We start from the raw sequence: 22054 nt of genomic DNA, 5'->3' as shown, positions 1-22054 counted from the left end.
TTCAACTAGTGAATCCAGCATGACCCTTGACCGGCAAGGGCAGGGTCCAAGACAGTCATTGCGTGTGAGCGCTCTCTCGACCCCGTCCGCGCTCGCTCTGCTCACTGTGCCCGAGTTCCCGTAGCCCGACTCCATCGCCCCCACGCCAGGAGCGGGCTACGGGGGCTCGCACATCCCGCCACCGCGATACCTTCAAACGAAAGCAGCCCCCCACATGTTCAGGATCACTTCCTCAGATACGACGGCGGACGCCAAACCCCGCCGCCGACGACGCGTTCTGGCCTTCGTGGCCGCCCTGTCGCTTCCGGTGACCGGACTGCTGGCTCTCACGGTGTCCTCCAACACCGCCGCCGCGGGCGAGCCCGCGGCCAAGGCCGAGTGGACCACCGTCTTCCAGGACGACTTCAACGGCGCGGCGGGCACCGGCCTGAACAAGAACGACTGGCTGTACGACATCGGCACCGGCTACCCGGGCGGCGCCGCGAACTGGGGCACCGGCGAGATCGAGTCGGTCACGGACTCGACCGACAACGTCTACCACGACGGTGACGGTCACATGGTGATCAAGCCGATCCGTGACGGTTCCGGAAAGTGGACTTCCGGCCGTGTGGAGACCCAGCGCACCGACTTCGAGGCGCCCGCCGGTGGGCAGTTGGAGATCAGCGCTTCCCTCAAGCAGCCCAACCCGGAGAAGGGCCTCGGAATTTGGCCCGCCTTCTGGGCCATGGGCGCCGACGCCCGCCCGGTCGGGGCCACCAACTGGCCGAGCATCGGCGAGCTGGACATCATGGAGGACGTCAACGGGCTGAGCAAGCACTCGAACACCTTCCACTGCGGTGAGTGGGCCGGCGAGTGCCACGACCCGGACGGGATCACCAGCGATCTGCTGCCGTGCGACGGCTGTCAGACCGACTACCACACGTACTCCGTGATCGTGGATCGCACCGACACCTCCGCCGAACAGCTGCGCTTCTACCGCGACGGCAAGGAAACCTTCACGGTGAAGCAGAACCAGGTGTCCGCCGAGACCTGGAAGAAGGCGGTGGACCACGGGTTCTTCGCCATTTTCAACGTCGCGGTCGGCGGCTCTTACCCGAACAAGGTCTGCGGCTGCACCTCGCCGGCGGCGGACACCACCTCGGGTGAGGGAATGAGCGTGGACTGGTTCTCCGTCAAGGTGAGCAAGTAACGCCGCGCACGTTCATCCAGGTAGCGGAGCGCCCCGGCCCCACACCGCCGGGGGGCCGGGGCCCACACCGGGCACCCCCCAGCCGAGTGTGGCCGCCCAGGGCAGCATGGCGGCGAGGCGCGGCCAGTACGCCTAACGGGACTGGTCGAAGAGCCAGTCGATGACGACGTCGTTCTCGTATGTCTGGGCCCACGCGAAGTGCGGGCTCACCGGCGTCGTTCCGGGCGTGTAGCTCGTGAACAGCACATGGCTGCGGGCCCGGCGGGCCCGGTTCAGCAGGGCCCTGGAGCGGGCTTCGAATTCCGCTTTCGGCAGGTCGTTGGCCCACTCCCCGCGGGTGACCTGCGCACCGGCGCTCTCCAGCGCGTTCATCAGCGTCCAGGTGCCGGGCTTTCCGAACCGTCCCTCGCGGTAGGGGACCACCGGGTCGTCAATGGAGTGGTCGGCCCAGATCGGGATGTGCGTGATGCCGTCCATGGTGGACGGGTCACCCCAGCCGGCGGTGGCCAGGGCCGCGGCGAAGGTGTGGGGACGCCCCGGGAGCAGGTTGAAGATGCCTCGCGCACCCGATGACAGGCCGACGAGATACAGCCGATCCGCGTCGACGGGGCGCTGCGTTGTGAAGGCGTCGATGAGTTCGACCAGCGCCGCGCGGACCTTGGGGTCGGTCCAGTCCGTTCCGTCGGGTCCGTCCATGGGACGGGGCAGTGGAATCTGGGGGGCGAGCACGAACGCCGGGTGCCGGCGCTGGCGTTCGGGCTTGGCGAAGGTGACGGCGACGCGATTGGCGGTGAGCTGGGTCATGTTGTTGTCGGCGACCTCGCCGCCGCCGTGCAGGGTGACGACGAGCGGATACCGGGTGGCCGCCCCCGGACTCCGCACGAACCCTTCCGGCTGGTACAGCCGGAAGGCCAGCTCGAATCCCGTGGAGTCGGTGAACGATCCCGCCGTGAAGTCGTCGACCACCGGGGTGTTGACGTCGTCGTTCCGGATCGCCAGCGGACCGGCCGCGAGCACCAGGTCGCCGCCGGGGGTCCGCACATCGGCCAGCTGCCTGACGGTGTAGGCGCGATGGAGCGGAAGAGGGTCGGTGCCGGAGGCCCGTGCGTTGGCGTCGTCCGGGTCGAGCTCGATGATGAGGTATCTGCCCGGCCGTCCGGCGTTGCGGAGGTCGTCCGTCCTGGCCACGGTGTTCGGGTAGACCCGGGTGACCGTTCGGGCCGCGCTCTGCCCGCCGAGGTCGGCGGTGACCTGGAACGCGGAGGGTGGGATGACGCCGCCGCGAATGTCGATGGGAACCGCGTAGTGGATGGCGACGGCGGTCACCCGCCAGTTGTTCCTGGGCGTCACCTGTGTGACGAGGGCGGTCCGCAGAACGGGATTGGCTCCGGACGCCGCCGGTCGGCGCGGCGCCGGGGCATCGGCCGCCGCGGCAGCCGCGGTGGCCGCGGTGCTCACCGTCGAGGCGGTGACGGTCCCCGCGGCGATGGTGAGCGCCGCACGTCTGGTGATGTCGCGCACAGGTCCTCCGTAAGGTGTCGGACGGCCCGAAGGAGGGCCGGATGTGGAGCCGTTCGCCTGGTGCGGTGAACCGAGGAAGAGCCGTACGGCGTGGTGAGCGCCGACGCGTGGCGGGGCAGATGGTGAAGGCAGGTGGCGGGGCGTCGCCCTATCACCCGTGAGTCTCCAAGCCGTGTCCGAACGGCGTCCAGCGTCCGGACCGGGATCTGTCGATGCGTCATCTGCATCAATCCGGCCGTCTGCTCGTGCTCCCCGGGCAAGGGAAAGGCAACACCGCGGTGTGCACGACTGTCTTATGCGCAAACGACAGCTTCATATCCGGGGGCGAGGGGTGGCCCTGCCGCCACGCACATCTGAAGCTTTGTTATACACATGTCAACGCATGACCCCCTTTGTGCGGCACACGGCCCTATCCGCTGAAAGGACCCCCAGATGCGTTCAGCGCCGCCTCCACCTCCGCCCAGCGGCGCGCCCGCCGAGAAGGAACCGGCCCCCCGCTCGGTGACCGGCCGGGTTCTCAGCGTGCTGGACGCGTTCGCCGGAGAACGCCGTCGGCTGACCCTCTCGGACATCAGCCGGCGCACCGGAATGCCGCTGACCACTACGCACCGGCTCGTCGGCGAGCTGTTGTCCTGGGGTGCGCTCGAACGTCACCGGAACGGCCGCTACGAGATCGGCCTGCACTTGTGGGCGGTCGCGGCCATGGCCCCACGTTGGCTGGAGCTGAGAGACGTGGCGATGCCCTTCCTCCTGGGCCTGTACCGGGAGACCGGGCGGCAGCAGGTGCGGCTGACGGTGCTGGACGGCATGGAGACGGTGCTCGTCGAGCGGATCGGCGCCCCGGACACCGGCGGAGCGGGCGAACCGGTCGGCGGCCGGCGCCCGGCGCACGCCACCGGTGACGGCCTGGTGCTCCTCGCGTACGCGGGGGCCACTGTCCAGGAACGCTATCTGGTCCACCACGCCCCGGCGACCGGCCTGCGTCGCGTGCTCGCCGAGGTGGAGGGGACGGGCTTCGCGGTGATCGGCCGGTGGCCCGGCCCCGGGGGCACGGTGTCGGCCGCGGCCCCGGTGCGGGACGCGACGGGCGAGGTCGTCGCCGCCGTGTCCGTCGTCCCGGGGACCTCTGATGCCGGACAGAGCGCGCTCGCGCCCGTGGTCATGGCCACCGGCCGGACCATCTCCCGCGCATTGTTCCGTCGGCAGAACGGCGCGTGAGCCGACGCCTCCGCAGGACGCGGTTACGGACGGAGCGAGCAGCACGGGCTCGTGAGGAGGGCTCCCGCGGCAGACCGCGGGAGCCCTGCGAGGATCCGCTCAGAACGGGCAGGTGTCCTGCCAGCGCGTGACCAGGGAGGGGTTGTTCTTGTCCGCTTCCCGCGCGGCACCGCACAGGAACGGGCTGAAGCGGGTGTCGCCGTACAGCCAGCGGCTGAAAAACGACACGATCCACTTGCCCTGTTTGGCCTTGTTGCCGTAGCCGGTCATCGGGCAGAGATGGTCGCCGGGAACCTCCACGAAGAGCTTCTCGGCCTGGGACATGGAGTTGTACCAGGGCAGAGCGTAGGTGTTGGCGTGGGCGACGGGGTCGCTCTGACAGGTCATGAAGAAGGTGGGGTCGGTGACTCCGGAGAAGCTCTGGTTCGGGTAGTACGGGGCCAGGGGCACGCCCGCCTTGAAGCGGGAGTCGTCCCGGAGGGCCGCCATGACACCGCCGCCGCCCATCGAGTGCCCGGCCGCACCGAGCGTGCCGTTCACCTTCCCGTGGATCGGGTTGCCGGCGGTGGAGCTGAACGAGATCAGCTGGGTGCCGGCGGCGCTGATCTGGCGGCCGCGCGACGCGGGATCGTCGCCCAGCGTGGAGGTGCCGACGTTGATGACGACGAAGCCCCAGGAAGCGAGGCGGGGCGCGAGCCACTGCAGGTTCTGCTGGGTGCCTTGGTACCCCGGCATCAGCACGACGCCCGGGTACGAGCCACCGGCCGTCGGGTAGGTGATCGTGCCGGACCCGTACCCGCTCGGATTGGGAACGGTGTAAGTGGCGATGGCCAGCGGCCCGTTCGTGGCCTCGAGCGAAGCGGTGGTCGGATTCGGGATCGCCGCGAGGACGGCAGCGCTCTCGGCGGACGGTCCGGTCGCGGGCCTGTTCTGGGACTGCCGCGCGGCGGCCGCGGTCGGTGTGACCGAGACCGCGAACAGCGCGGAGGCGAGGGTGGTCGCCAGCACGAACAGCACGGCCACGACACGGGACCGGGACCGTAACGGCGAAGTCCTTCTGGACGAACGACGGGTTGGACGCATCGATGGACCTCCAGGATGCGGCGCGGGTGCGCGCTGCGGAAGCGCAGCGCGACCGCACCGTAAGGTGCGCCGGCGACACCCGGAAGTCGGCTTTCTGCCCAGCGGAAGGAAAGACGGCGCTCTTCGGGCCCTTTGAGCCTTGGCCTTGCCCTGAGGTCAAGCTCCACGGTGCCGGTACGGACTGGTCGTCACCGCCGTGACGGTGACACTGTGCCTCGGATACCTGTGGCTGCGGTACTTCGCCCTGAGGTGACCGCCGACACCCACTGACCGAACGGGGGCTTCGACGTCGTGTTCTCTTCATCCGCCGCACCACCCCGGCCGACCGCACCGCACATGGTCGTCTGCGGTGACGACGCGCTCGCACACCGCCTGGCCGCGGAACTCCACCACGTCTACCGGGCCCGGGTGACGCTCATCATCCCGGGCGGTGTCTCCCTGGCGGAACCCACGGGACGGGGGATGGCGGGAGGCCGTGCCGCCGCGCTTTTCGGCCGGTTGAGCACGGCCGTCGGGCGGGGCCCGCTGCCGACGTCCCCGGACGACGCCGCCCCGTACCGGGGAGTGGAGGTCATGGAACCCCCGGTGCTGGACGACGAGGTGCTGGCCGAGGCGGGTATCGAGCATGCGACGGCGCTGGCCCTGGTCCATGACGACGACGAGGCCAACATCCACGCCGCGCTCCGCGCTCGCCGTCTCAACCCCCGGCTGCGCCTGGTCATCCGGCTCTACAACCGCAAACTCGGCCAGCACCTGGAGGAACTCCTCGACCAAGCGGCGTGGGTCGCCGCCCCCGGCATGGACCCGGCCGAGCTGGACGCGGCCACCACGGTGCTGTCGGACGCCGACACCGTCGCCCCCGCGCTCGCGGCCACCGCCGTCGCGGGCACCAGCAAGGTGGTACAGGCCGACGGGCTCCTGCTGCGCGCGGCCGAGCGCCTTCCGTCCGGCTCCGACGAGGTCGCCGATCCGGGGCTGTGCACCCTCGCCCTGCTCTCGTCCACCACCAGCGACCCGGGCGGCAGCGAGGGCTCCGAGGGCAGCGGAGACGAAGGGCCCAGACTGCTGCCAGGAGACGAGGAGGTCGCCGCCGCCACCGGGCGCGGCACGGTGGTGCTGGAAGCCGTCTCCGCCACCGGCAGCCCGCTGCCGTCTCGTCGGCTCGGCAGCCGCAGACTGCCGCTCGCCTCACTCTTCTCCCGCCGACTGCGCTGGTCCGTCGCCGGCATGGCAACCGCCGTGCTCGGGCTCGCCATCGCCTCCTGGTACTTCACCGGGGCCGGTCTCCTCCACGGGGCCTACCTCACGGTGCTGGACGTCCTGGCCATCGACGACCCGGCGCTCGACGAGCCGACCGGACGCAAGATCCTCCAGCTCCTCTCCGGGCTGACCGGACTGCTTCTGCTGCCCGTCCTGGTGGCCGCCGCGCTCGAAGCGCTGGGCACCTTCCGCACCGCGTCCGCGCTGCGCCGGCCTCCGCGCGGCCTCTCCGGCCACGTCGTGCTGCTCGGGCTCGGCAAGGTCGGCACCCGGGTCCTGGCCAGACTCCGGGAGATGGACATCCCCCTGGTGTGCGTGGAAGAGGATCCCGGGGCTCGCGGCATCCCGCTGGCCCGCAGGCTGGGGGTACCGACCGTCATCGGCGATGTCACCCAGGAGGGCGTCCTGGAGGCCGCCAAGATCCAACGCGCACACGCCCTGCTCGCCCTGACCAGTGGCGACACCACCAACCTGGAGGCGACACTGTACGCCCGCTCGGTCAAACCCCGGCTGCGGGTGGCCCTGCGCCTGTACGACGACCACTTCGCCACCGCCGTCTACCGCACCCTGCGCGCCGCCCATCCACAGGCGCTGACCCGCAGCCGCAGCGTCTCCAGCCTGGCGGCGCCCGCCTTCGCCGGGGCGATGATGGGCCGCCAGGTCCTGGGCGCCATACCGGTCGAGCGCCGGGTGCTGATCTTCGCCGCACTGCACGTCGCCGGACATCCGCAACTGGAGGGACGTACCGTCGCCGAAGCGTTCGCACCGGGCGCCTGGCGGGTGATCGCACTGGATACGGCCGAACCCGAGGACCGGCAACGCGACCTCGCGGCGGCACCCCGCTATGACGGAGCCGCCCGGCAACCGGCCCTGGTGTGGGAACCGCGCCCCGATTACGTCCTGCGGTCACAGGACCGCGTGGTGCTGGCCGTCACCCGCCAGGGCCTGGGTGAACTTCTCGCCGGTCATTCACCCGCCGATATGAACGGATCGCAGGGAGCTGACCGGTGAACCAGGCGGAGTCGTCGCCCGGACTCGAGCAGGCTCACTCAGCCCTCGCCGGGCCGCACGACGACGGCGTTGGCCTCGACACGTCCGCTGTGTTCGAAACGGAGGGTGAAGGGCACCAGGTCACCGGCCCGCCAGCGGGCTGTGGCCGGGACGGTCACATCACTGGTGAACGGTGACATGTCGAGCGTGCCACCCGCCGGAACCGGCAGGAACTCCGCGGCCTGCGGGTAGGCCGATCCCCGCCCGGTCATCCGGTGACGGCTGAGCGAGATCCCTGCGGTGACCGCGGAGGACGTCACCTCGACCAACCGGTCCCGCACACCGCCGGTGTTGGTGATCCGGAAGAACGCGGCGGTCCGGGGCACTCCCGGGGCCGGAAGGAAGAGCCGTGCGTCGGTGACGTCGATACGCGGAGGACTGCCCGCGTTGCCCGAGGCGGTCCACACGGCGAGGCCACCCAGCGCCAGGACACAGGCGCAGGCCGGAGCGACCGCGGCCCGCAGGGAGTCCGTGAGGCGACGGTGGCTGGGCGTCCAGGAGGGGTTCGTCATCGGGCGGGTCTCCACCTCGGTGTCGGGCCGCGGTCGCGGGCAGGCGGTCCACAAGCGGCGAACAGGGGCATCACAGTGGTGTCCGGGCGGCGGGCCGGGCAGGGCGTCCGCCAGTCGGTCTGCCGGTCGGTCTGCCGGTCGGTCTGCCGGTCGGTGACGGCTGCCAGACACGCAGTCGCAGGCTGTTGCCGACCACGAGCAGCGAGCTGGCCGACATCGCGGCCGCGGCCAGCATGGGGTTGAGCAGGCCGACCATGGCCAGCGGCACGGTCACGACGTTGTAGCCGAACGCCCACAGCAGGTTGGACCGGATCGTGCCCAGGGCACTACGGGCGAGGCTGACCGCGTCCGCCAGGGTCTCGATGTCACCGCGTACCAGGGTCACGTCGGCCGCCCCGATCGCCACGTCCGTGCCCGTGCCCATGGCGATGCCGAGGTCGGCGCCGGCCAGGGCGGCCGCGTCGTTGACACCGTCGCCGACGACGGCGACCCGGCAGCCCCGCTCCCGTAGCTCGCGGACGAGGGCGGCCTTGTCCTCCGGGGTACAGCGGGCGTGCACCTCCTCGATGCGGAGGTCGGCGGCGACGGCGCGGGCGGGCGCCTCCCGGTCGCCGGTGGCGAGCACGGGTCGCACCCCCAGGCGGCGGAGCCGGTCCACGGCCCGGTAGCTTCCCGGTCGCAGAACGTCCCCGATCTCGATCAGCGCCTCGGTCTCGCCGTCGACGCGGACCATGACCGGTGTGCGGGCGGCGGTCTCACTGGCCCGCAGCACCCGGGCCAAGGCGGGAGGCAACGCGTCGTCCGGGGCCAGGACCTCGATCAGCCGACCCGCCACCCGTCCGCGGACGCCCCTCCCCGGCAGCGCGAGGAAGTCGGCCACGGGCGGAAGCGGCTCCCCGGGAACGGTTCGCCGGGCATACGCGGTGATGGCACGCCCCAGCGGATGTTCCGATCCCTGTTCGACCGCGCCCGCCAGCCGGACCACTCGCTCCTCGCCGAGTCCGCCCGGCACGGCCGTGACCCGGGCGACGCTCATATGCCCGGAGGTGAGAGTGCCGGTCTTGTCGAGCACCACGGCATCGAGGTGCCGCAGTCCCTCCAGCGCCCGCGCCCCGCTGACCAGGACCCCGAGTTGGGCGCCCCGGCCGGTCGCCGCCATCAGGGCGGTGGGGGTCGCCAGGCCCAGCGCACAGGGGCACGCCACGACCAGGACGGCCACGCACGCGGTGATCGCTGCCTGTGGCTCGGCGCCGGCCCCGAGCCAGAATCCGAGCACCGTGACGGCCAGGGCGAGCACGACGGGGACGAAGACCCCCGCGACCTGGTCGGCGAGCCGCTGCGCCCGTGCCTTGCCCGCCTGGGCCTCGGTCACCAGCTGCGTGATACGGGACAGTTGTGTGTCGGCTCCCACCGCGGTGGCCCGTACGAGAATCAGCCCTCCGGCGTTGACGGCACCGCCGATCACCGGTGTCCCGGGGCCGACCTCCACCGGCTCGCTCTCCCCGGTCACCAGGGAGAGATCGACGGCCGAGCCGCCCTCCACGACCGTGCCGTCGGTGGCCAGGCGCTCCCCGGGCCGGACGGCGAAGACCTGACCGACCCTCAGTTGTCCGATCGGGATCAGGCGCTCGCCGTCGCCGTCGCGTACCGAGACCTCCTTGGCGGCCAGCCGGGCCAGTGAGCGCAGTGCCGCGCCGGTTCCCCGCCGGGCCCGTGCTTCCAGGTAGCGGCCCGCCAGGACGAACAGCGGTACGCCGACGGCGGCCTCCAGATAGATGTGGGCGACGCCGTCCGAGGCGGTGGGCACCAGGCTGAACGGCATCCGCATGCCGGGATCTCCGGCGCCGCCGCAGAACAGCGCGTAGGAGGACCAGGCGAAGGAAGCCACGACTCCCAGCGACACCAGGGTGTCCATGGTCGCCGCCGAGTGTCGCAGTCCGCGCGCCGCCCGCAGGTGGAAGGGCCAGGCTCCCCAGACGACGACGGGCGCGGCGAGTACGAAGCACAGCCACTGCCAGTTGCGGAACTGCAGACCGGGAACCATCGACAGGACCAGCACCGGCACCGCGAGCAGGGTCGTGATCACCAGCCGGTCCCGCTCCCGCCGGGCGTCCTCCGCCTCGTCCCCGTCCTCGTGCCGTCGCTTCCTGGGCGGCTCGGGGAGCGCGGCGGAGTAGCCGGCCTGCTCGACGGCCGCGATCAGCTGGTCCGGGCCGACTCCGGGCGGGTGGTTCACCCGGGCCCGGCCGGTGGCGAGGTTCACACTCGCCGTGACCCCGTCCAGTCTGGCCAGCTTCTTCTCGACGCGCCGCACACAGGCCGCACAGGTCATTCCGCCGACGGAGAGGTCGGTCACGACCGTCACAGAGGTCGATTCGGCGGCCATCAGCGCCCGCTTCCCTGGTCCGTGCCCATGCCGTCCATGTCCATGCCGCCGCCGTCGTGGCCGCCTCCCGAGCCGTCCTGCGTCGTGCCGGTGCCGTGCATGCCGGGGGCGACGGGCCCGACGCTCGTGCCGACGGCGTAGGAAGCGGCGAACACCACCACGAGCAGCAGGAGGAAGCCGCACAGCGCCGGCGGGGGCAATGCTCCGGACAGCGACGCGGCCGCCCTGCCTCGGGCGGGTCGGTGGTTCTGCTCCATGTGACGAAACTCCGATCGCTTCGTACGGCCTCAGCCAGTCCAGCCGTACCGGTAGAGGAGTCGGACCGGCCGGCACCCGAGTTCCGATGCCTTGCGGTGACGCGTGCCACAGCGGGGGCGCGGGCTCAGCCCTGTTCGTAATGGCTCGGTCTGCCGTGCCGGTGGACGAGGCGGCCGAGCTGTTCCGCGCGGGTGCGGGGCATGAGGGTCCAGGTGCCGTCGGTGCGGTGCAGGGCGGCGGAGTGCCAGGGGGTGGTCCAGACGTCGGGGGCGTCGAGGAGGCGGATGCCGAACTTCGGGGCGCCGATGGCCTGGGGGTGGATGGACAACCGGACGGCGCGAGGGTGGTGCTCGGCGATCAGAGCGCCCCAGGCGCGACTGCGCCGGATGACGCCGTACGCGCGTTTGCGGCATTCGCGCTGGAGGGCGGAGCGGGTGCCGGTGAAGTCCGCGGTGTCGTCGACGAGGAATCGGGTGATGCCCCGGTACAGGGCCAGGGTGTGGCCCTCGGAGCGGACCTCCGCCCGCAGCGCCTCCAGGGTGGGGGCGTACCGCTGGTGCACCCGGGCGCGCTTGGCGCCGTGGGGCAGGTCCCCCAGCACATCGCGCAGATCGAAGACGGAGAGGCGGTGCAGGCCCGCCTCCCGTATGAGGTGTCCGAGTGCGTCCGCGTAGCCGTCTATGTGGTCGTCCGGGACGCGGATGAGGTCTCCGAAGACATGGCCGTCGGAGCAGATGATCACGCGGGCGCCCGGCGTGTGGATCCGCTCGATCTCCCCGCACAGGGTGTTCAGGAAGCCGAGGGACAGGCGTTCGCCCTGGTCGGGGAGGTGGCCGAGGACCTTGGCGGGGTTGGGGGACTTGCAGGGGAAGCCGGGCAGGGTGAAGACCACGGGTTCTCCGGCGCGTACGAAGTCGGCGATCTGGCGCAGTTGGTGCGGGAACGCCACCACTCCCCCGGGCGCGGCGGTGGTCGTGCGGTGGTGCGGCAGGAGCAGGTTGAGGATGGCGGCGCTGATGCCGCTCGTGGAGCGGGTGTCCGGCGTAGTCGTCAGCGGCATGGATGGGGTCCTCCGTGAAGGTGTGCGACCGGGCATGCGGGCATGGCCGTATGGCGCCTCGGCGTGCCGCGCCGGGCGCCTACGGGTGGGAACGGGTGGGATCAGCCGGGACGATCAGGGGAGGCCGGTGGTCACCGGCGCCGGGTCAGATGCGCCGGTCGTAGCCGACGAGCAGGTGGTTGGTGCCCCGTCCGAGGACCGCCGGGATCCACTCGATGTCCCCGTCGTCGATGGCCAGGCACAGTCCGGGGAGGCGGGCCAGGAGGGTGTCCAGGGCGATCTGGAGCTCGGCTCGGGCGAGGGCGGCTCCGGGGCAGAAGTGGATGCCGTGGCCGAAGGCCAGGTGGGGGTTGGGCGAGCGGTCGAGGTCGAGTGCGTCGGGGTCGGGGAAGCGGCGCGGGTCGCGGTTGGCGGCGCACAGCGAGATGATCACTGAGTCACCGGCCGGGATCCTCGTACCGTGCAGGTCGCCGTCCTGGTCGAGGAAGCGCCATGTGGTCAGCTCGAAGGCGCTGTCGTGGCGGAGGAGTTCGTCGACCGCGCGGGGTGTCAGGTCCGGGTTGTCGCGCAGCCGGGCGAGCTCGGCGGGGTGGCGGAAGAGGGCGATCAGGTCGGTGGTGATCTGGTTGGTGACCGGCTCCTGGCCGGCCACGAGGAGCTGGAAGATCATCGAGTCCAGCTCCTCCGGCGACAGCTCTCGGCGGTCGCGGGCCACGACGAGGCCGCTGAGCAGGTCGTCCTCCGGGTGTTCGCGCTTGTGGGCGACGACGTCGGCGATGTAGCTCTGCAGTCCGTGCAGACGGGCCTCGTACAGCGGGCGTCCGGGGTCGGTGGGGCCCACCGGCTGGACGACCTTGCCCCAGTCGCGGTCGAAGCGGGCGGCCAACTCGGTTGGCAGGCCGATCACTTCGGCGAGGACCCGGAAGGGAAAGTGGGCGGCGAAGCCGGTGGCGAGGTCCGTGGGACCGGTTCCCGGGAGGGCGTCGACGAGGGCGTCGGCCAGCTCCTGGAAACGGGGCCTCAGTCGCTCGATACGGCGCGGGGTGAAGGCGTCGGTGACGAGGCGCCGCATGCGGGTGTGCCGGGGCGGGTCCTGGTGCAGGAGGTGGACCTGGAGCTGGGAGTGCTGTGGCTCGGGCATGATCGAGGCGCGGGCGCGCCAGTGGTCGTTGCCGCGGTCGTGGCTCTTGCCCAGGCGGTCGTCGTTCAGCGCGGCGTGGGCGGCCTCGTAACCGGTGACGAGCCAGGCGTGCACACCGCTGGGGAACAGGACGCGATGGACGGGACCGCTCTCCCGCATCCGCTGGTACAGCGGATAGGGGTCGGCCTTGTACGGGCAGCCCATGAGCGGGACCGGGTCGGGCAGGGGTTCGCGCGGGCCGTCCGCGTCCATGGCGGGCAGAGGCTCCTGGAGGGTCATGGCGGGCGCTCCTCAGAGGGCGAGGTCGGGCTGGTAGTGGTCGAGCCAGAGGGCGAGGTCGACGACGCGTTCGAGGCGCAGCCGGTGGCCCCACCGGAGTTGATCGGGCGCGGTGTCGAGGCAGGGCTTGATGCGGGTCTCGTCGGCGAGGGAGCGGACCCGGTCGTCGGCGAGCGCGTCGCGGGCCATGTCCTGAAGGCCGCGGTTGTAGTCGGGGTGGTGGGTGGCCGGGTAGTGGTTCTTGGGCCGGTGCAGCACCGACTCGGGCGCCAGCCCCGTGCCCGCCGCGCGCAGCAGGCTCTTCTCCCGGCCGTCGAAGCTCTTCAGCGCCCATGGGGAGGTGAAGGCATACTCGACGAGCCGGTGGTCGCAGTAGGGGACGCGTACTTCCAGGCCCTGTGCCATGCTCAGCCGGTCCTTGCGGTGCAGGAGCTGGCGCAGCCAGCGGGTGAGCGACAGGTGCTGCATCTCGCGCTGCCGGTGCTCGGTCTCCGACTCGCCTTCGAGGTGCGGTACGGCGGCCAGGGCGCCGCGGTATGTGTCCTCGCGGAACTCGCCGATGCGCAGGTCGAGTTCGGGGTTGAGCGGCATGGCGGCCTCGTCGCCGGTCACCAGCAGCCAGGGGAAGGTGGGCGCGGCGAGCGCCTTGGGGTCGTGGAACCAGGGGTAGCCGCCGAAGACCTCGTCGGCGGCCTCACCGGACACGGCGACGGTGGAGTGTTTCCGGATCTCCCCGAAGAGGAGGTAGAGGGAGGTGTCCATGTCGCCGACACCGATCGGCGAGTCGCGGGCCACGACCACGGCCTCGCGGTGCTCGGGGTCGAGCAGGGCACGCGGGTCCAGCACGACCGTGCTGTGATCGGTGCCGATGAACGCGCCCGCTTCCGTGGCGTACGGGGTGTCGTGTCCGGTGCGCAGGACGTCGCCGGTGAAGCTCTCGGCCTGGTCGCTGTGGTCGACGGCGTAGGAGCGGATGCGGGCGTCCGGGCCCTCGCGCAGCCGCAGTTCGTCAGCGAGCAGGGCGGTCAGGACGGTGGAGTCGATGCCGCCGGACATCAGGGAGCACAGGAGGACGTCGGCCTCCAGCTGGGCGCGGGCAGCGGTGCTCACCAGGTCGTGCACACGGGCGACGGTCGCGTCCCGGTCATCCGGGTGGACGCCGGCCCCCAGCTGCCAGTAGCGGCGTTCGCGGATGCCGTGCCGGTTCAGGAGGAGGAGACCGCCGGGCTCGACCTCCCGTACGCCCGACCACACTGTCGGACCGGTGTTGAACAGCAGGCTGTACGCCTCGCGCAGCCCGTCCGCGTCCACCCGGGGCCGTATCTCCGGGTGGGCGAAGAGTGCCTTGGGTTCGGAGGCGAAAGCCAGACCGCCGTCGACGGCCGCCCAGAACAGGGGCTTGACGCCCAGCCGGTCGCGGACCAGGAGCAGCCGCCGCTGCCGCTCGTCCCACACCGCGAACGCGAACATGCCGTCCAGGTGGTCGGCCACCGCCTCGCCCCACTCGGCGTAGGCGCGCGATACCACCTCGGTGTCACTGCGGGTCCGGAACTCGTGGCCCAGATTTCTCAGTTGGGCGCGCAGCTCATGGTGGTTGTAGATCTCACCGCTGTAGGTGAGGACGCTCGTCGGGGCATCCTGCCGGTCGGTCATCGGCTGTGCGCCGCCTTCGATGTCGATGACGGCCAGGCGACGGTGGCCGATCGCGGCGTGCTCGCCGAGCCAGACTCCGCCCGCGTCGGGCCCGCGCGGGGTGAGAGCGGCGGTCATGGCCTCGATGACCGGGGCCTGGGTGCGGGCGTCCTGGTGGAAGGACACCCAGCCGGTGATTCCGCACATGGGTACGCTCCTCGGTGAGGGCTGGGGATCGATGGCTCAGCGGGGTGTGGCGGGTGCCGCGTCGGTGGCGTTCCCGGGGAGGTTCGCCGGACCTCGGGCAGGCAGGGCGAGCAGTGGCACGGCGAGGCAGGCGGCGGTGGCGGCCAGCGCCAGGCCCGTCCGTGCGCCGCCGTCCGGGCCCGTCAGCCGCCAGGCCGCCGTGGCGAGAGCCGGGCCGAGCGTGAAGCCGAGGCTGCGGGCGAGCTGCACCGTGGAGCCGACCGTGGCGGCGCGGCCCGCCGGAGCGGCGCCCATGACCAGGGCCTGGGTGGGTCCGCCGGTCAGCCCCATGCCGAGTCCGGCCACGACCAGCCGCCAGGCCACCTCGGGCGGTGACCAGCCGTCGCCCGGCAGGACGAGCAGCAGCAGCCCGGTGGCGGTGAGGGCGGCACCGGTGACCGCGACGGGCCTGGCACCGTAGCGGTCGGCGAGCCGTCCGCCGAGCGGGCCCGCCAGCCCCATGCCGAGGGGGAAGGCGAGCACGGTCAGGCCCGTGGTGGTCGCGCTGACGTCCTCGTCGTGCTGGAGGTGCAAGGCGACCACGTAATGCATGGCGGCGAAGCCCACCGCCAGCGCCAGCACCGCGCCGTGCACCCGCAGCAGCCCCGCCGCCCGCAGCACATCGGTCACCGGACGGCCGCCCGGACCCCGCAGCCACCACCACAGCGGCGGTACGGCGACGAGGGCGAGAGTGAGCCAGGCGGGCGCGTCGGAGACCAGGGTCAGGGCCAACAGCAGGATCGTTACTCCGGTAGCCACCAGGGCCGTATCGGCAAGGGAACGGCGGTCCGGGCCGCGCGGGCGCCCGCCCCGGGGCATCGCCCGCCACACCACTGCCAGCGCCGCCAGACAGAGCGGGATCTTGACCAGGAAGATCCAGCGCCAGCCCAGATGGTCCAGGACCAGCCCTCCGACCGCCGGTCCGATGACGGCGCCCAGGGGGCCGAGGGTCGCCGGCACGCTCATCGCGCGCCCGCGCAGCTCCGGCCGTACGGAACGGACCGCCAGCACCGGCATCAGCACGAACAGCACGGCGCCGCACGCGCCCTGTCCGATCCGGGCGGCGATCAGCCAGAACGCCCAGGGGGACGCGGCAGCGAGCGCGCTGCACAACCCGAAGCCGGCGGTCGCGGCCAGCAGCGCGGGGCGGACGCCCATGTCGTCGAGCCAGCGACCGACGGGCAACAGCAGTGCGACGACCGGGAGTTGATAGCCCAGGATCACCCACTGCGCCGCCGCGGCCGACACCCCCAGGCCCTCGGAGATGTCCGCGAGCGCCACGTTCACGATGTTCATGTCGAGCATCGCCACGAACGACAGCACGCCTGCCACGAACACCAGGAGCCAGCGGTCGTGGACCTCGGATACGTCCCCGGGCCGCTCCGACACGTCCCCGCGCCGCTCCGCACCCGAAGCATCGTCCGTCATGCGCTCTCCCGATGGTCGAAGGCGATCAGCGGGTCCCCGGTCAGTGGGTGCTCGATCACGGCCGCGCGCACGCCGAACACCTCGGCCAGCAGGGCCGGCCGCAGCACGTCGCGGGGTGCTCCGGAGGCGACCACGCGGCCGTCGTGCAGGACGTGGAGCCGGTCGCACACGGAAGCGGCGGCATTGAGGTCATGCAGCGAGACCAGGGTCGTACGGCGGCGGCCGCGCAGCAGGGCGAGCAGTTCGACCTGGTGGCGGATGTCGAGGTGGTTCGTCGGCTCGTCCAGGACCAGTACGTCCGTCCCTTGGGCGAACGCGCGAGCCAGCAGCACGCGTTGGCGTTCGCCGCCGGACAGCTCGGTGAAGCGGCGGGCGGAGTGGTCCGCCATGCCGACATCGGCGAGGGCACGGGCGACCATGTCCCGGTCGGCGGCGTCCTCCCCGGCGAACGCCCGCTTGTAGGGGGTGCGCCCCATGGCGACGACCTCACCCACGGTCAGCTCGAAGTCCTCACCGCGCTCCTGCGGAAGGGCGGCGATATGCCGGGCCGACCGGGCGGGGCTCAGCTCGCGGATGTCGGTGCCCTGGAGCAGAACGCGCCCGGCGGCGGGCTTCAGATGCCGGTACACGGTTCGCAGGAGGGTGGACTTGCCGCTGCCGTTGGGCCCGACCAGGCCGGTGATCTCGCCCGCGGCCGCGATGAGGTGGGCACCGGCCACGACCGTGCGTCCGGCATACGCGACATTCAGGTCCTCGATGTCGATCCTCAACCGACGCTCCCCCGGTCCGTCCTCGGCTCCCGCTTCCTCGGGCAGGACCGCCCCTTCTGCCCTCCGTCCGGTCCTCAACTCCCGCTCCCCAACCGCCGGTCCAGCAGATACAGCAGCGCCGGAGCGCCGATCAGCGAGGTGACGACCCCGACCGGCAGTTCCTGCGCCTCCATGGCCGTGCGGCACACGAGGTCGACCACCACCAGCAGCAGCGCGCCGAAGAGCGCCGACACGGGCAGCAGGCGACGGTGGTCACCGCCGACCACCAGACGGCAGACGTGGGGGACCATGAGCGCGACGAAGGCGATGGCCCCGGAGACCGCGACGAGGACACCGGTGAGCAGGCTGGTGACCGCGAACAGCTCACGGCGCAGCCGTACGACGTCGATGCCGAGCCCGGCGGCCGTCTCATCACCCATCAGCAGCGCGTTGAGCCCCCGGGCCCGGGCCTGGAGCAGCAGCAGGACCGCCGGAACCGCCACCGCCGGGGCGGCCAGCAGGGGCCAGCTCGCGCCGCTCAGGCTGCCCATGAGCCAGAACAGCACACTGTGCGTCTGCTGCTCGTCCCCGGCCTGGAGGACGAGGTAGCTGGTGAAGCCGGACAGGAACTGCCCGATGGCCACCCCGGCGAGCACCAGTCTGAGCGGTGCGAACCCCCCGCCGCGCCGGGCCACCGCCCAGACGAGAGCGAAGGTGGCCAGGGCCCCCGCGAACGCGGCGCCGGACAGGCCGAGACCCAGAGCGCCCCCGGTGCCGAGGCCGAGGACGATGGCGGCGACGGCGCCGAGGGAGGCGCCGTTGGAGACGCCCAGGAAGTACGGGTCGGCCAGCGGGTTGCGGACGAGGGCCTGCATCGCCGTACCGACCAGACCGAGCCCGGCACCCACCAGCGCGGCCAACAGAGCGCGAGGAAGGCGCAGTTGCCAGACGATCAGATCGTTCGTGCCGGGCCTGGGGGCATGGCCGGTCAGTCTGCGCCAGACCACGCTCCACACCTCACCCGGCGGGATCGATGTGGAACCCCAGGCGACCGCCGCGGTGAGGGCCGCGAGCAGCCCGACCGCGAGGAGCAGCGCCAGCGGCCCGGCGGGCACGGAACGCCGCGTGCGCGCGGGGGCGTCGGTGGCGCCATCGGTGGTGCCCTTACCGCTCACCGTGATATCGAGCACGGTCAGCCGACCTTGCCCGGGTAGACGGTCTTGCCCGGGTAGAGGGTCTTGGCGATCTTCTGGACGGTGTCGGCGTTCTCGACGCCGGCGATGGTGGTCTGCTCGGAGCCGATGCGCAGGAAGTGGCCTTCCCTGACGGCCTTCAGGCCCTTGGTGGCGGAGTTCGACTCGAGCCACTTCCGCGCCTCGTCGAACGCCTTCTCGTTCGCCGCCTCGCTGCCCCGGTTACGGACGCCCAACTGGATCCAGTCCGGGTTCCTGGAAATGACATCCTCCCAGCCGACCTGCTTGTAGTCGCCGTCGCAGTCGGCGAAGACATTGCGGGCACCGGCCAGCGTGATCACCGCGTTGGCGACCTGCCTCTTGCAGACGGCGGTGGGCTGCTTGGTACCGGCGTCGTAGTCGAAGAAGAAGTACGTCGGCCGCTCATCCTCCGCCGTCTCGCCGACCGCCTTCCGGACGGCGCCCACCTTCTCCTTCATGCCGTCGACGAGTTCCTTCGCCTTCGCGCTCGTACCGGTGACCGCGCCGAGGGAGGTGATGTCGGCCTCCACCGCGGACAGCTCGGTCAGCGCGCTCTTGTTCCGTGCCGCACAGGCGGTGGACTTGAGGTAGATGTGCTTGATCCCGGCCGCCTTGTACTCCTCCTCCGTCGGAGCGTCGCCCATGCCGCCGCCCATGTTCATCGAGGCGAAGGTGTCGATGTACACATCCGCGCCGGAGCCGAGGAGCTTCTCCTTCGGGATCACGGACTGGGCGAGCACCTTCACCTTCCGCGCCCGCGCGTCGAGTTCACCGGGCAGCGTGCCCTTGCCGGGCGGGAAGCCGGTGCCGAGCACCTTGTCACCGGCGCCCAGGCGGAGCAGCAGCTCCAGGCTGGAGGCGTTACTGGTGACGATCTTCTCGGGAGCCTCCGAGAACGTGGTCTCGGCGCCCGTGCAGTCGGTGACGGTGACCGGGTAGTCGCCGGTGGCGGGCTTCTCGGCGCCGGCACTCGCCTCGTCGCCGCCCCCACTGCCGCCTCCGTCGCCACAGCCCGCCACGAGGAGGCCGCCCAGCACGACGGCCGTCGTACCCCACCACACACGAGAACGCATCGAAACTCTCCTGGATCCACTTGGCGCACAGGGGGGAACGTCGCCCCGGTCCAGTAGTCGTGGCGGATATGGCATCGGTTCCCGCCCACGCGTCGGACGAGAAGGTCACCGCCGATCAGCTCTCCCAGGCGCATCCCCGCCTCGCCGTGGCCACCGCACACCCCCTCCGGGGTCCGCGTGGGAGCATCAGCCGCCAGGTCAGCCGGTGGTGGGCGGTGCGTGGAACGCCGAGGCCAGCAGGGTGATCAGACGTTCGGCGTCGGCGTTCGCGGTTGTGGCCGCGACGGCGCGGCCCGGGTGGAGATCGGTGAGGACACCTGACTGATAGAGGCCCAGCAGGCCGACCATGGAGCGATAACGGAAGCCGACCTCGTCCGGGGACAACTGGGGAAGCGCGGCCTGCAGGGCTTCGAGGTATCGGCCCTCCACGGGACTGACCTCCGCCCCGAAGAGGCGTCGGATGGCCGGGTCGCGCTCGGCCATCACACGGCCGAGGAACCGGGCGACGTCCGTGCCGCGTTCACCGCTCCGCTCCACGAGACGCGCGCCGGTCAGGACGAAGGCGCGCACCAGTTCCTCCACGGTGGGCTGGTGACCGGAGGTGCGCAGTTCCTCCAGCAGGCGCATGCGCTCACCGTTGACCACGGCCATCGTGCGCTCGACGACCGCGCGCAGCAGCCCTTCTTTGGAGCCGAAGTGGTAGTTCACCGCTGCCACGTTGGCGTCGGCCTCGACCGTCACCGCCCGCAGTGAGGTGGCAGCGAAGCCCTGCTCACCGAAGAGCCGCTCCGCGGCGTCGAGGAGGCGTTCGCGAGTGGAGACGTGGCGGGGCTGGTCCGCGGGCGAGCGGGGTCCGCTCTCGGCGGAACGGGTCTCGTTCATCCCCTCAAGTTTAAACGAACGCTTGATTCAAACAAGAAGCCCATGCTCTACTTTAAACGATCGTTTTAAACAGTTGCTTGAGTGGAGTGATCGTCATGCGGCAATCCACGGCTCCGCCGGCCGTGCGACCTGGGGCCGCCCACCGGAAAGCCGTACTCGCGGTGATGTGTCTCGCCCTCGCCGTTGTGGTCGGCATGCTCGCCTCGCTCTTGGTGGCGGTGCCCGACATGGCACGCGATCTGCGGGCCACCGAGTCGGAGCTGCAATGGATCATGAATGCGTACGGGGTGGCCTTCGCCGGCCTGCTGCTCTTGGGTGGTGCGCTCGGCGACCGCTATGGCCGCAAGGGGGTCCTGCTCACAGGTCTCGCTCTCTTCGCCCTGGCCTCGGGCGCCGTCGTCCGGACCGACGACGTGGATCTGGTGATCAGCCTGCGCGGCCTGGCGGGCGTGGGCGCTGCCCTGGTCATGCCGATGACCCTGTCGATCATCACCAACGTCTTCCCGCCCGATGAACGCGGCCGGGCGGTCGGCATCTGGTCCGGGGTCAGCTTCGGCTCGGCACTGCTGGCCGTACTGATGGCCGGCGGGCTGCTGGAGGCATACTCCTGGCGTTCGGTGTTCGTGGCGAACGCCGGACTCGCCACCCTCGCCCTGGTGGTCGCGGCCATCCTCGCGCCCACCTCGAAGAACGCCGAACCCATACGGCTTGACGTGGTGGGCGCACTGCTGTCGGTCGTGGGCGTCGGGGCGCTGGTCTTCGGCATCGTGCAGGGCCCGGAAAGCGGCTGGTCCGACAGAGCGGTACGCACGGGCTTCGCGGTGGGCGCCACCGGCCTCGCGGCGTTCATCGGCTGGGAGCTGAGGAGCGCGCAGCCGCTGCTCGACATACGGGTGTTCCGGATACGGGGCGTCGCCGCGGGCTCGCTCGTCATCACCGCCGAGTCGATCGCGATGTTCGGCTTCTTCTTTCTCGGCCTTCAATATCTGCAGCAGATCCTCGGCTACTCGCCGCTGCACTCCGGGCTCGCCCTGGTCGCGATGGCCGTCGGCGCGATGATCTTTTCACCCGCGGCCCCCGCGTTCGCCCGACGGAGCGGCATGCGTGCCGTGATGGGGCTGGGCATGGCTCTGATCGCCGCGGGTCTGGGGCTACTGGCAGTCACCGTTGACGGAGGAGGCATCTGGCCCTTCCTCGCCAGTACCACCCTGCTCGGCGCCGGGATCGCTTTCGCCGCGACCCCGGCCACGGAGGCCATCGTCACCGCGCTACCGCCCGAGAAGCAGGGGGTGGCTTCCGCACTGAACGACCTCACCCGTGAACTGGGCGGAGTGCTCGGGATCGCCGTCCTCGGTAGCGTCTTCAACACCACCTACCGCTCCGACACGGGCGACGCGGTGGACGGCCTGCCCCCTGAGGCGGCCGAAGCGACCCGCGGCTCCCTGACCGGCGCGCTGCATACGGCGGCGGAACTCGGCGGACGACCGGGTGCCCATCTGGCCGACGCGGCCCGCGAGGCATTCGCCGCCGGTATGGCCAACGCCCTGCTCGGGGGCATCGGCGTCGTGGTCCTCGGTGCCGTCGCGGCGGTGGGGCTCCTATCCCACCGCCGCCGCTGACCCCCGGCTCCGTCGCCTCTCGCCTTGCTTCGGTAACGTCGAGGGAGGCACAGGGGACCACCTTCCGGCACCCGCCCTGCCGAATGCCACCATCACCCCGCGCCGGAATCCCCCGCGCCGCTGACCCCATTCCCTGCCATTGACCCCATTGCCCCATCCGAAAGGCTTCCCAATGCTGATGTCAAGCCGCTGCCGTGACAGTTGGTGTGGCTTGGTAGCACGCTCCGTCGCGGATCATGGCCCACAGGACATTG

17 protein-coding genes and 1 pseudogene are annotated in these 22054 nt (G+C 71.4%); 5 read left to right on the top strand and 13 right to left on the bottom strand.

The genetic code is table 11. The features are described 5' to 3' along the window. The first annotated feature begins 214 nt into the window (after positions 1 to 214). Positions 215 to 1189: a glycoside hydrolase family 16 protein gene (locus tag ACFXB5_RS19240; RefSeq protein ID WP_385209177.1), complete on the top strand. Its 975-nt coding sequence runs from the start codon at positions 215 to 217 to the stop codon at positions 1187 to 1189. 132 nt (positions 1190 to 1321) lie between these two features. Here ACFXB5_RS19240 and ACFXB5_RS19235 read toward each other — a convergent pair whose 3' ends face one another. Continuing rightward, complete coding sequence (locus tag ACFXB5_RS19235; RefSeq protein ID WP_385209174.1) at positions 1322 to 2710, bottom strand: PHB depolymerase family esterase; 1389 nt, start codon at positions 2708 to 2710, stop codon at positions 1322 to 1324. Positions 2711 to 3142: 432 nt separating this feature from the next. On the opposite strand from ACFXB5_RS19235, the gene ACFXB5_RS19230 reads away from it, so the two are divergent. Beyond that, entirely contained in the window at positions 3143 to 3928 is a 786-nt protein-coding gene (locus ACFXB5_RS19230; RefSeq protein ID WP_385209171.1) for an IclR family transcriptional regulator, read from the top strand. A 99-nt stretch (positions 3929 to 4027) separates the two neighbouring features. On the opposite strand, the gene ACFXB5_RS19225 is transcribed toward ACFXB5_RS19230, so the two are convergent. After that, a complete protein-coding gene (locus tag ACFXB5_RS19225) occupies positions 4028 to 4951 on the bottom strand; it encodes an alpha/beta hydrolase family protein (RefSeq protein ID WP_385209168.1) in 924 nt (307 codons plus the stop codon). 396 nt (positions 4952 to 5347) lie between these two features. Between ACFXB5_RS19225 and ACFXB5_RS19220 the strand changes: the two genes are divergently transcribed. Next, positions 5348 to 7282, top strand: coding sequence for an NAD-binding protein (locus tag ACFXB5_RS19220; RefSeq protein ID WP_385209258.1), 1935 nt, complete (start codon positions 5348 to 5350; stop codon positions 7280 to 7282). 38 nt (positions 7283 to 7320) lie between these two features. Here ACFXB5_RS19220 and ACFXB5_RS19215 read toward each other — a convergent pair whose 3' ends face one another. The 11 genes from ACFXB5_RS19215 to ACFXB5_RS19165 all read right to left on the bottom strand — a co-directional run bounded on the left by ACFXB5_RS19215 (position 7321) and on the right by ACFXB5_RS19165 (position 20181). Continuing rightward, entirely contained in the window at positions 7321 to 7833 is a 513-nt protein-coding gene (locus ACFXB5_RS19215) for a copper chaperone PCu(A)C (RefSeq protein ID WP_385209165.1), read from the bottom strand. 70 nt (positions 7834 to 7903) lie between these two features. Next, positions 7904 to 10219 carry a heavy metal translocating P-type ATPase gene (locus ACFXB5_RS19210; RefSeq protein ID WP_385209163.1) on the bottom strand — a complete coding sequence of 772 codons (2316 nt, stop codon included), beginning with the start codon at positions 10217 to 10219 and terminating at the stop codon, positions 7904 to 7906. Beyond that, entirely contained in the window at positions 10219 to 10476 is a 258-nt protein-coding gene (locus ACFXB5_RS19205; protein WP_385209160.1) for a hypothetical protein, read from the bottom strand. Before ACFXB5_RS19205 ends, ACFXB5_RS19210 begins: the two co-directional genes overlap by 1 nt. Positions 10477 to 10601: 125 nt before the next feature. After that, positions 10602 to 11537, bottom strand: coding sequence for an L-tyrosine/L-tryptophan isonitrile synthase family protein (locus ACFXB5_RS19200; RefSeq protein WP_385209157.1), 936 nt, complete (start codon positions 11535 to 11537; stop codon positions 10602 to 10604). 145 nt (positions 11538 to 11682) lie between these two features. Continuing rightward, the gene (locus ACFXB5_RS19195) at positions 11683 to 12957 is read right to left on the bottom strand and encodes a cytochrome P450 (RefSeq protein ID WP_385209154.1); all 1275 of its coding nucleotides are present in this window, start codon (positions 12955 to 12957) and stop codon (positions 11683 to 11685) included. A 12-nt stretch (positions 12958 to 12969) separates the two neighbouring features. Further along, on the bottom strand, positions 12970 to 14796 hold the full coding sequence (asnB, locus tag ACFXB5_RS19190) for an asparagine synthase (glutamine-hydrolyzing) (RefSeq protein WP_385209151.1): 1827 nt from the start codon (positions 14794 to 14796) through the stop codon (positions 12970 to 12972). Positions 14797 to 14832: 36 nt separating this feature from the next. After that, on the bottom strand, positions 14833 to 16263 hold the full coding sequence (locus ACFXB5_RS19185) for an MFS transporter (RefSeq protein WP_385209148.1): 1431 nt from the start codon (positions 16261 to 16263) through the stop codon (positions 14833 to 14835). Continuing rightward, a complete protein-coding gene (locus ACFXB5_RS19180; protein WP_385209145.1) occupies positions 16260 to 17033 on the bottom strand; it encodes an ABC transporter ATP-binding protein in 774 nt (257 codons plus the stop codon). Before ACFXB5_RS19180 ends, ACFXB5_RS19185 begins: the two co-directional genes overlap by 4 nt. A gap of 74 nt (positions 17034 to 17107) precedes the next feature. Continuing rightward, on the bottom strand, positions 17108 to 18193 hold the full coding sequence (locus tag ACFXB5_RS19175; protein WP_385209255.1) for a FecCD family ABC transporter permease: 1086 nt from the start codon (positions 18191 to 18193) through the stop codon (positions 17108 to 17110). Between the two features lie 11 nt (positions 18194 to 18204). Next, entirely contained in the window at positions 18205 to 19299 is a 1095-nt protein-coding gene (locus tag ACFXB5_RS19170) for an ABC transporter substrate-binding protein (protein WP_385209143.1), read from the bottom strand. A gap of 198 nt (positions 19300 to 19497) precedes the next feature. Beyond that, complete coding sequence (locus tag ACFXB5_RS19165) at positions 19498 to 20181, bottom strand: TetR/AcrR family transcriptional regulator (RefSeq protein ID WP_385209141.1); 684 nt, start codon at positions 20179 to 20181, stop codon at positions 19498 to 19500. 95 nt (positions 20182 to 20276) lie between these two features. Here ACFXB5_RS19165 and ACFXB5_RS19160 point away from each other — a divergent pair, with 95 nt between their 5' ends. Together ACFXB5_RS19160 and ACFXB5_RS19155 are read left to right on the top strand one after the other, a co-directional pair. After that, the gene (locus ACFXB5_RS19160) at positions 20277 to 21800 is read left to right on the top strand and encodes a DHA2 family efflux MFS transporter permease subunit (protein ID WP_385209138.1); all 1524 of its coding nucleotides are present in this window, start codon (positions 20277 to 20279) and stop codon (positions 21798 to 21800) included. Between the two features lie 28 nt (positions 21801 to 21828). Next, positions 21829 to 21924, top strand: a pseudogene (locus tag ACFXB5_RS19155) (pirin family protein); the annotation flags it as partial. Positions 21925 to 22054: the final 130 nt, after the last annotated feature.

The sequence above is a fragment of the Streptomyces sp. NPDC059455 genome, from assembly GCF_042750115.1.
Taxonomy (GTDB): Bacteria; Actinomycetota; Actinomycetes; order Streptomycetales; family Streptomycetaceae; genus Streptomyces; species Streptomyces endocoffeicus.
This window is presented reverse-complemented; position numbering and strand designations above follow the sequence as displayed.

What these genes read in the sequence shown, in the direction of transcription:
- ACFXB5_RS19240 (WP_385209177.1), top strand. Translation starts at nt 215, where the DNA reads ATGTTCAGGATCACTTCCTCAGATACGACGGCGGACGCCAAACCCCGC.
- ACFXB5_RS19230 (WP_385209171.1), top strand. Translation starts at nt 3,143, where the DNA reads ATGCGTTCAGCGCCGCCTCCACCTCCGCCCAGCGGCGCGCCCGCCGAG.
- ACFXB5_RS19220 (WP_385209258.1), top strand. Translation starts at nt 5,348, where the DNA reads ATGGTCGTCTGCGGTGACGACGCGCTCGCACACCGCCTGGCCGCGGAA.
- ACFXB5_RS19215 (WP_385209165.1), bottom strand. Translation starts at nt 7,833, where the DNA reads ATGACGAACCCCTCCTGGACGCCCAGCCACCGTCGCCTCACGGACTCC.
- ACFXB5_RS19210 (WP_385209163.1), bottom strand. Translation starts at nt 10,219, where the DNA reads ATGGCCGCCGAATCGACCTCTGTGACGGTCGTGACCGACCTCTCCGTC.
- ACFXB5_RS19205 (WP_385209160.1), bottom strand. Translation starts at nt 10,476, where the DNA reads ATGGAGCAGAACCACCGACCCGCCCGAGGCAGGGCGGCCGCGTCGCTG.
- ACFXB5_RS19200 (WP_385209157.1), bottom strand. Translation starts at nt 11,537, where the DNA reads ATGCCGCTGACGACTACGCCGGACACCCGCTCCACGAGCGGCATCAGC.
- ACFXB5_RS19195 (WP_385209154.1), bottom strand. Translation starts at nt 12,957, where the DNA reads ATGACCCTCCAGGAGCCTCTGCCCGCCATGGACGCGGACGGCCCGCGC.
- asnB (WP_385209151.1), bottom strand. Translation starts at nt 14,796, where the DNA reads ATGTGCGGAATCACCGGCTGGGTGTCCTTCCACCAGGACGCCCGCACC.
- ACFXB5_RS19185 (WP_385209148.1), bottom strand. Translation starts at nt 16,263, where the DNA reads ATGACGGACGATGCTTCGGGTGCGGAGCGGCGCGGGGACGTGTCGGAG.
- ACFXB5_RS19170 (WP_385209143.1), bottom strand. Translation starts at nt 19,299, where the DNA reads ATGCGTTCTCGTGTGTGGTGGGGTACGACGGCCGTCGTGCTGGGCGGC.
- ACFXB5_RS19165 (WP_385209141.1), bottom strand. Translation starts at nt 20,181, where the DNA reads ATGAACGAGACCCGTTCCGCCGAGAGCGGACCCCGCTCGCCCGCGGAC.
- ACFXB5_RS19160 (WP_385209138.1), top strand. Translation starts at nt 20,277, where the DNA reads ATGCGGCAATCCACGGCTCCGCCGGCCGTGCGACCTGGGGCCGCCCAC.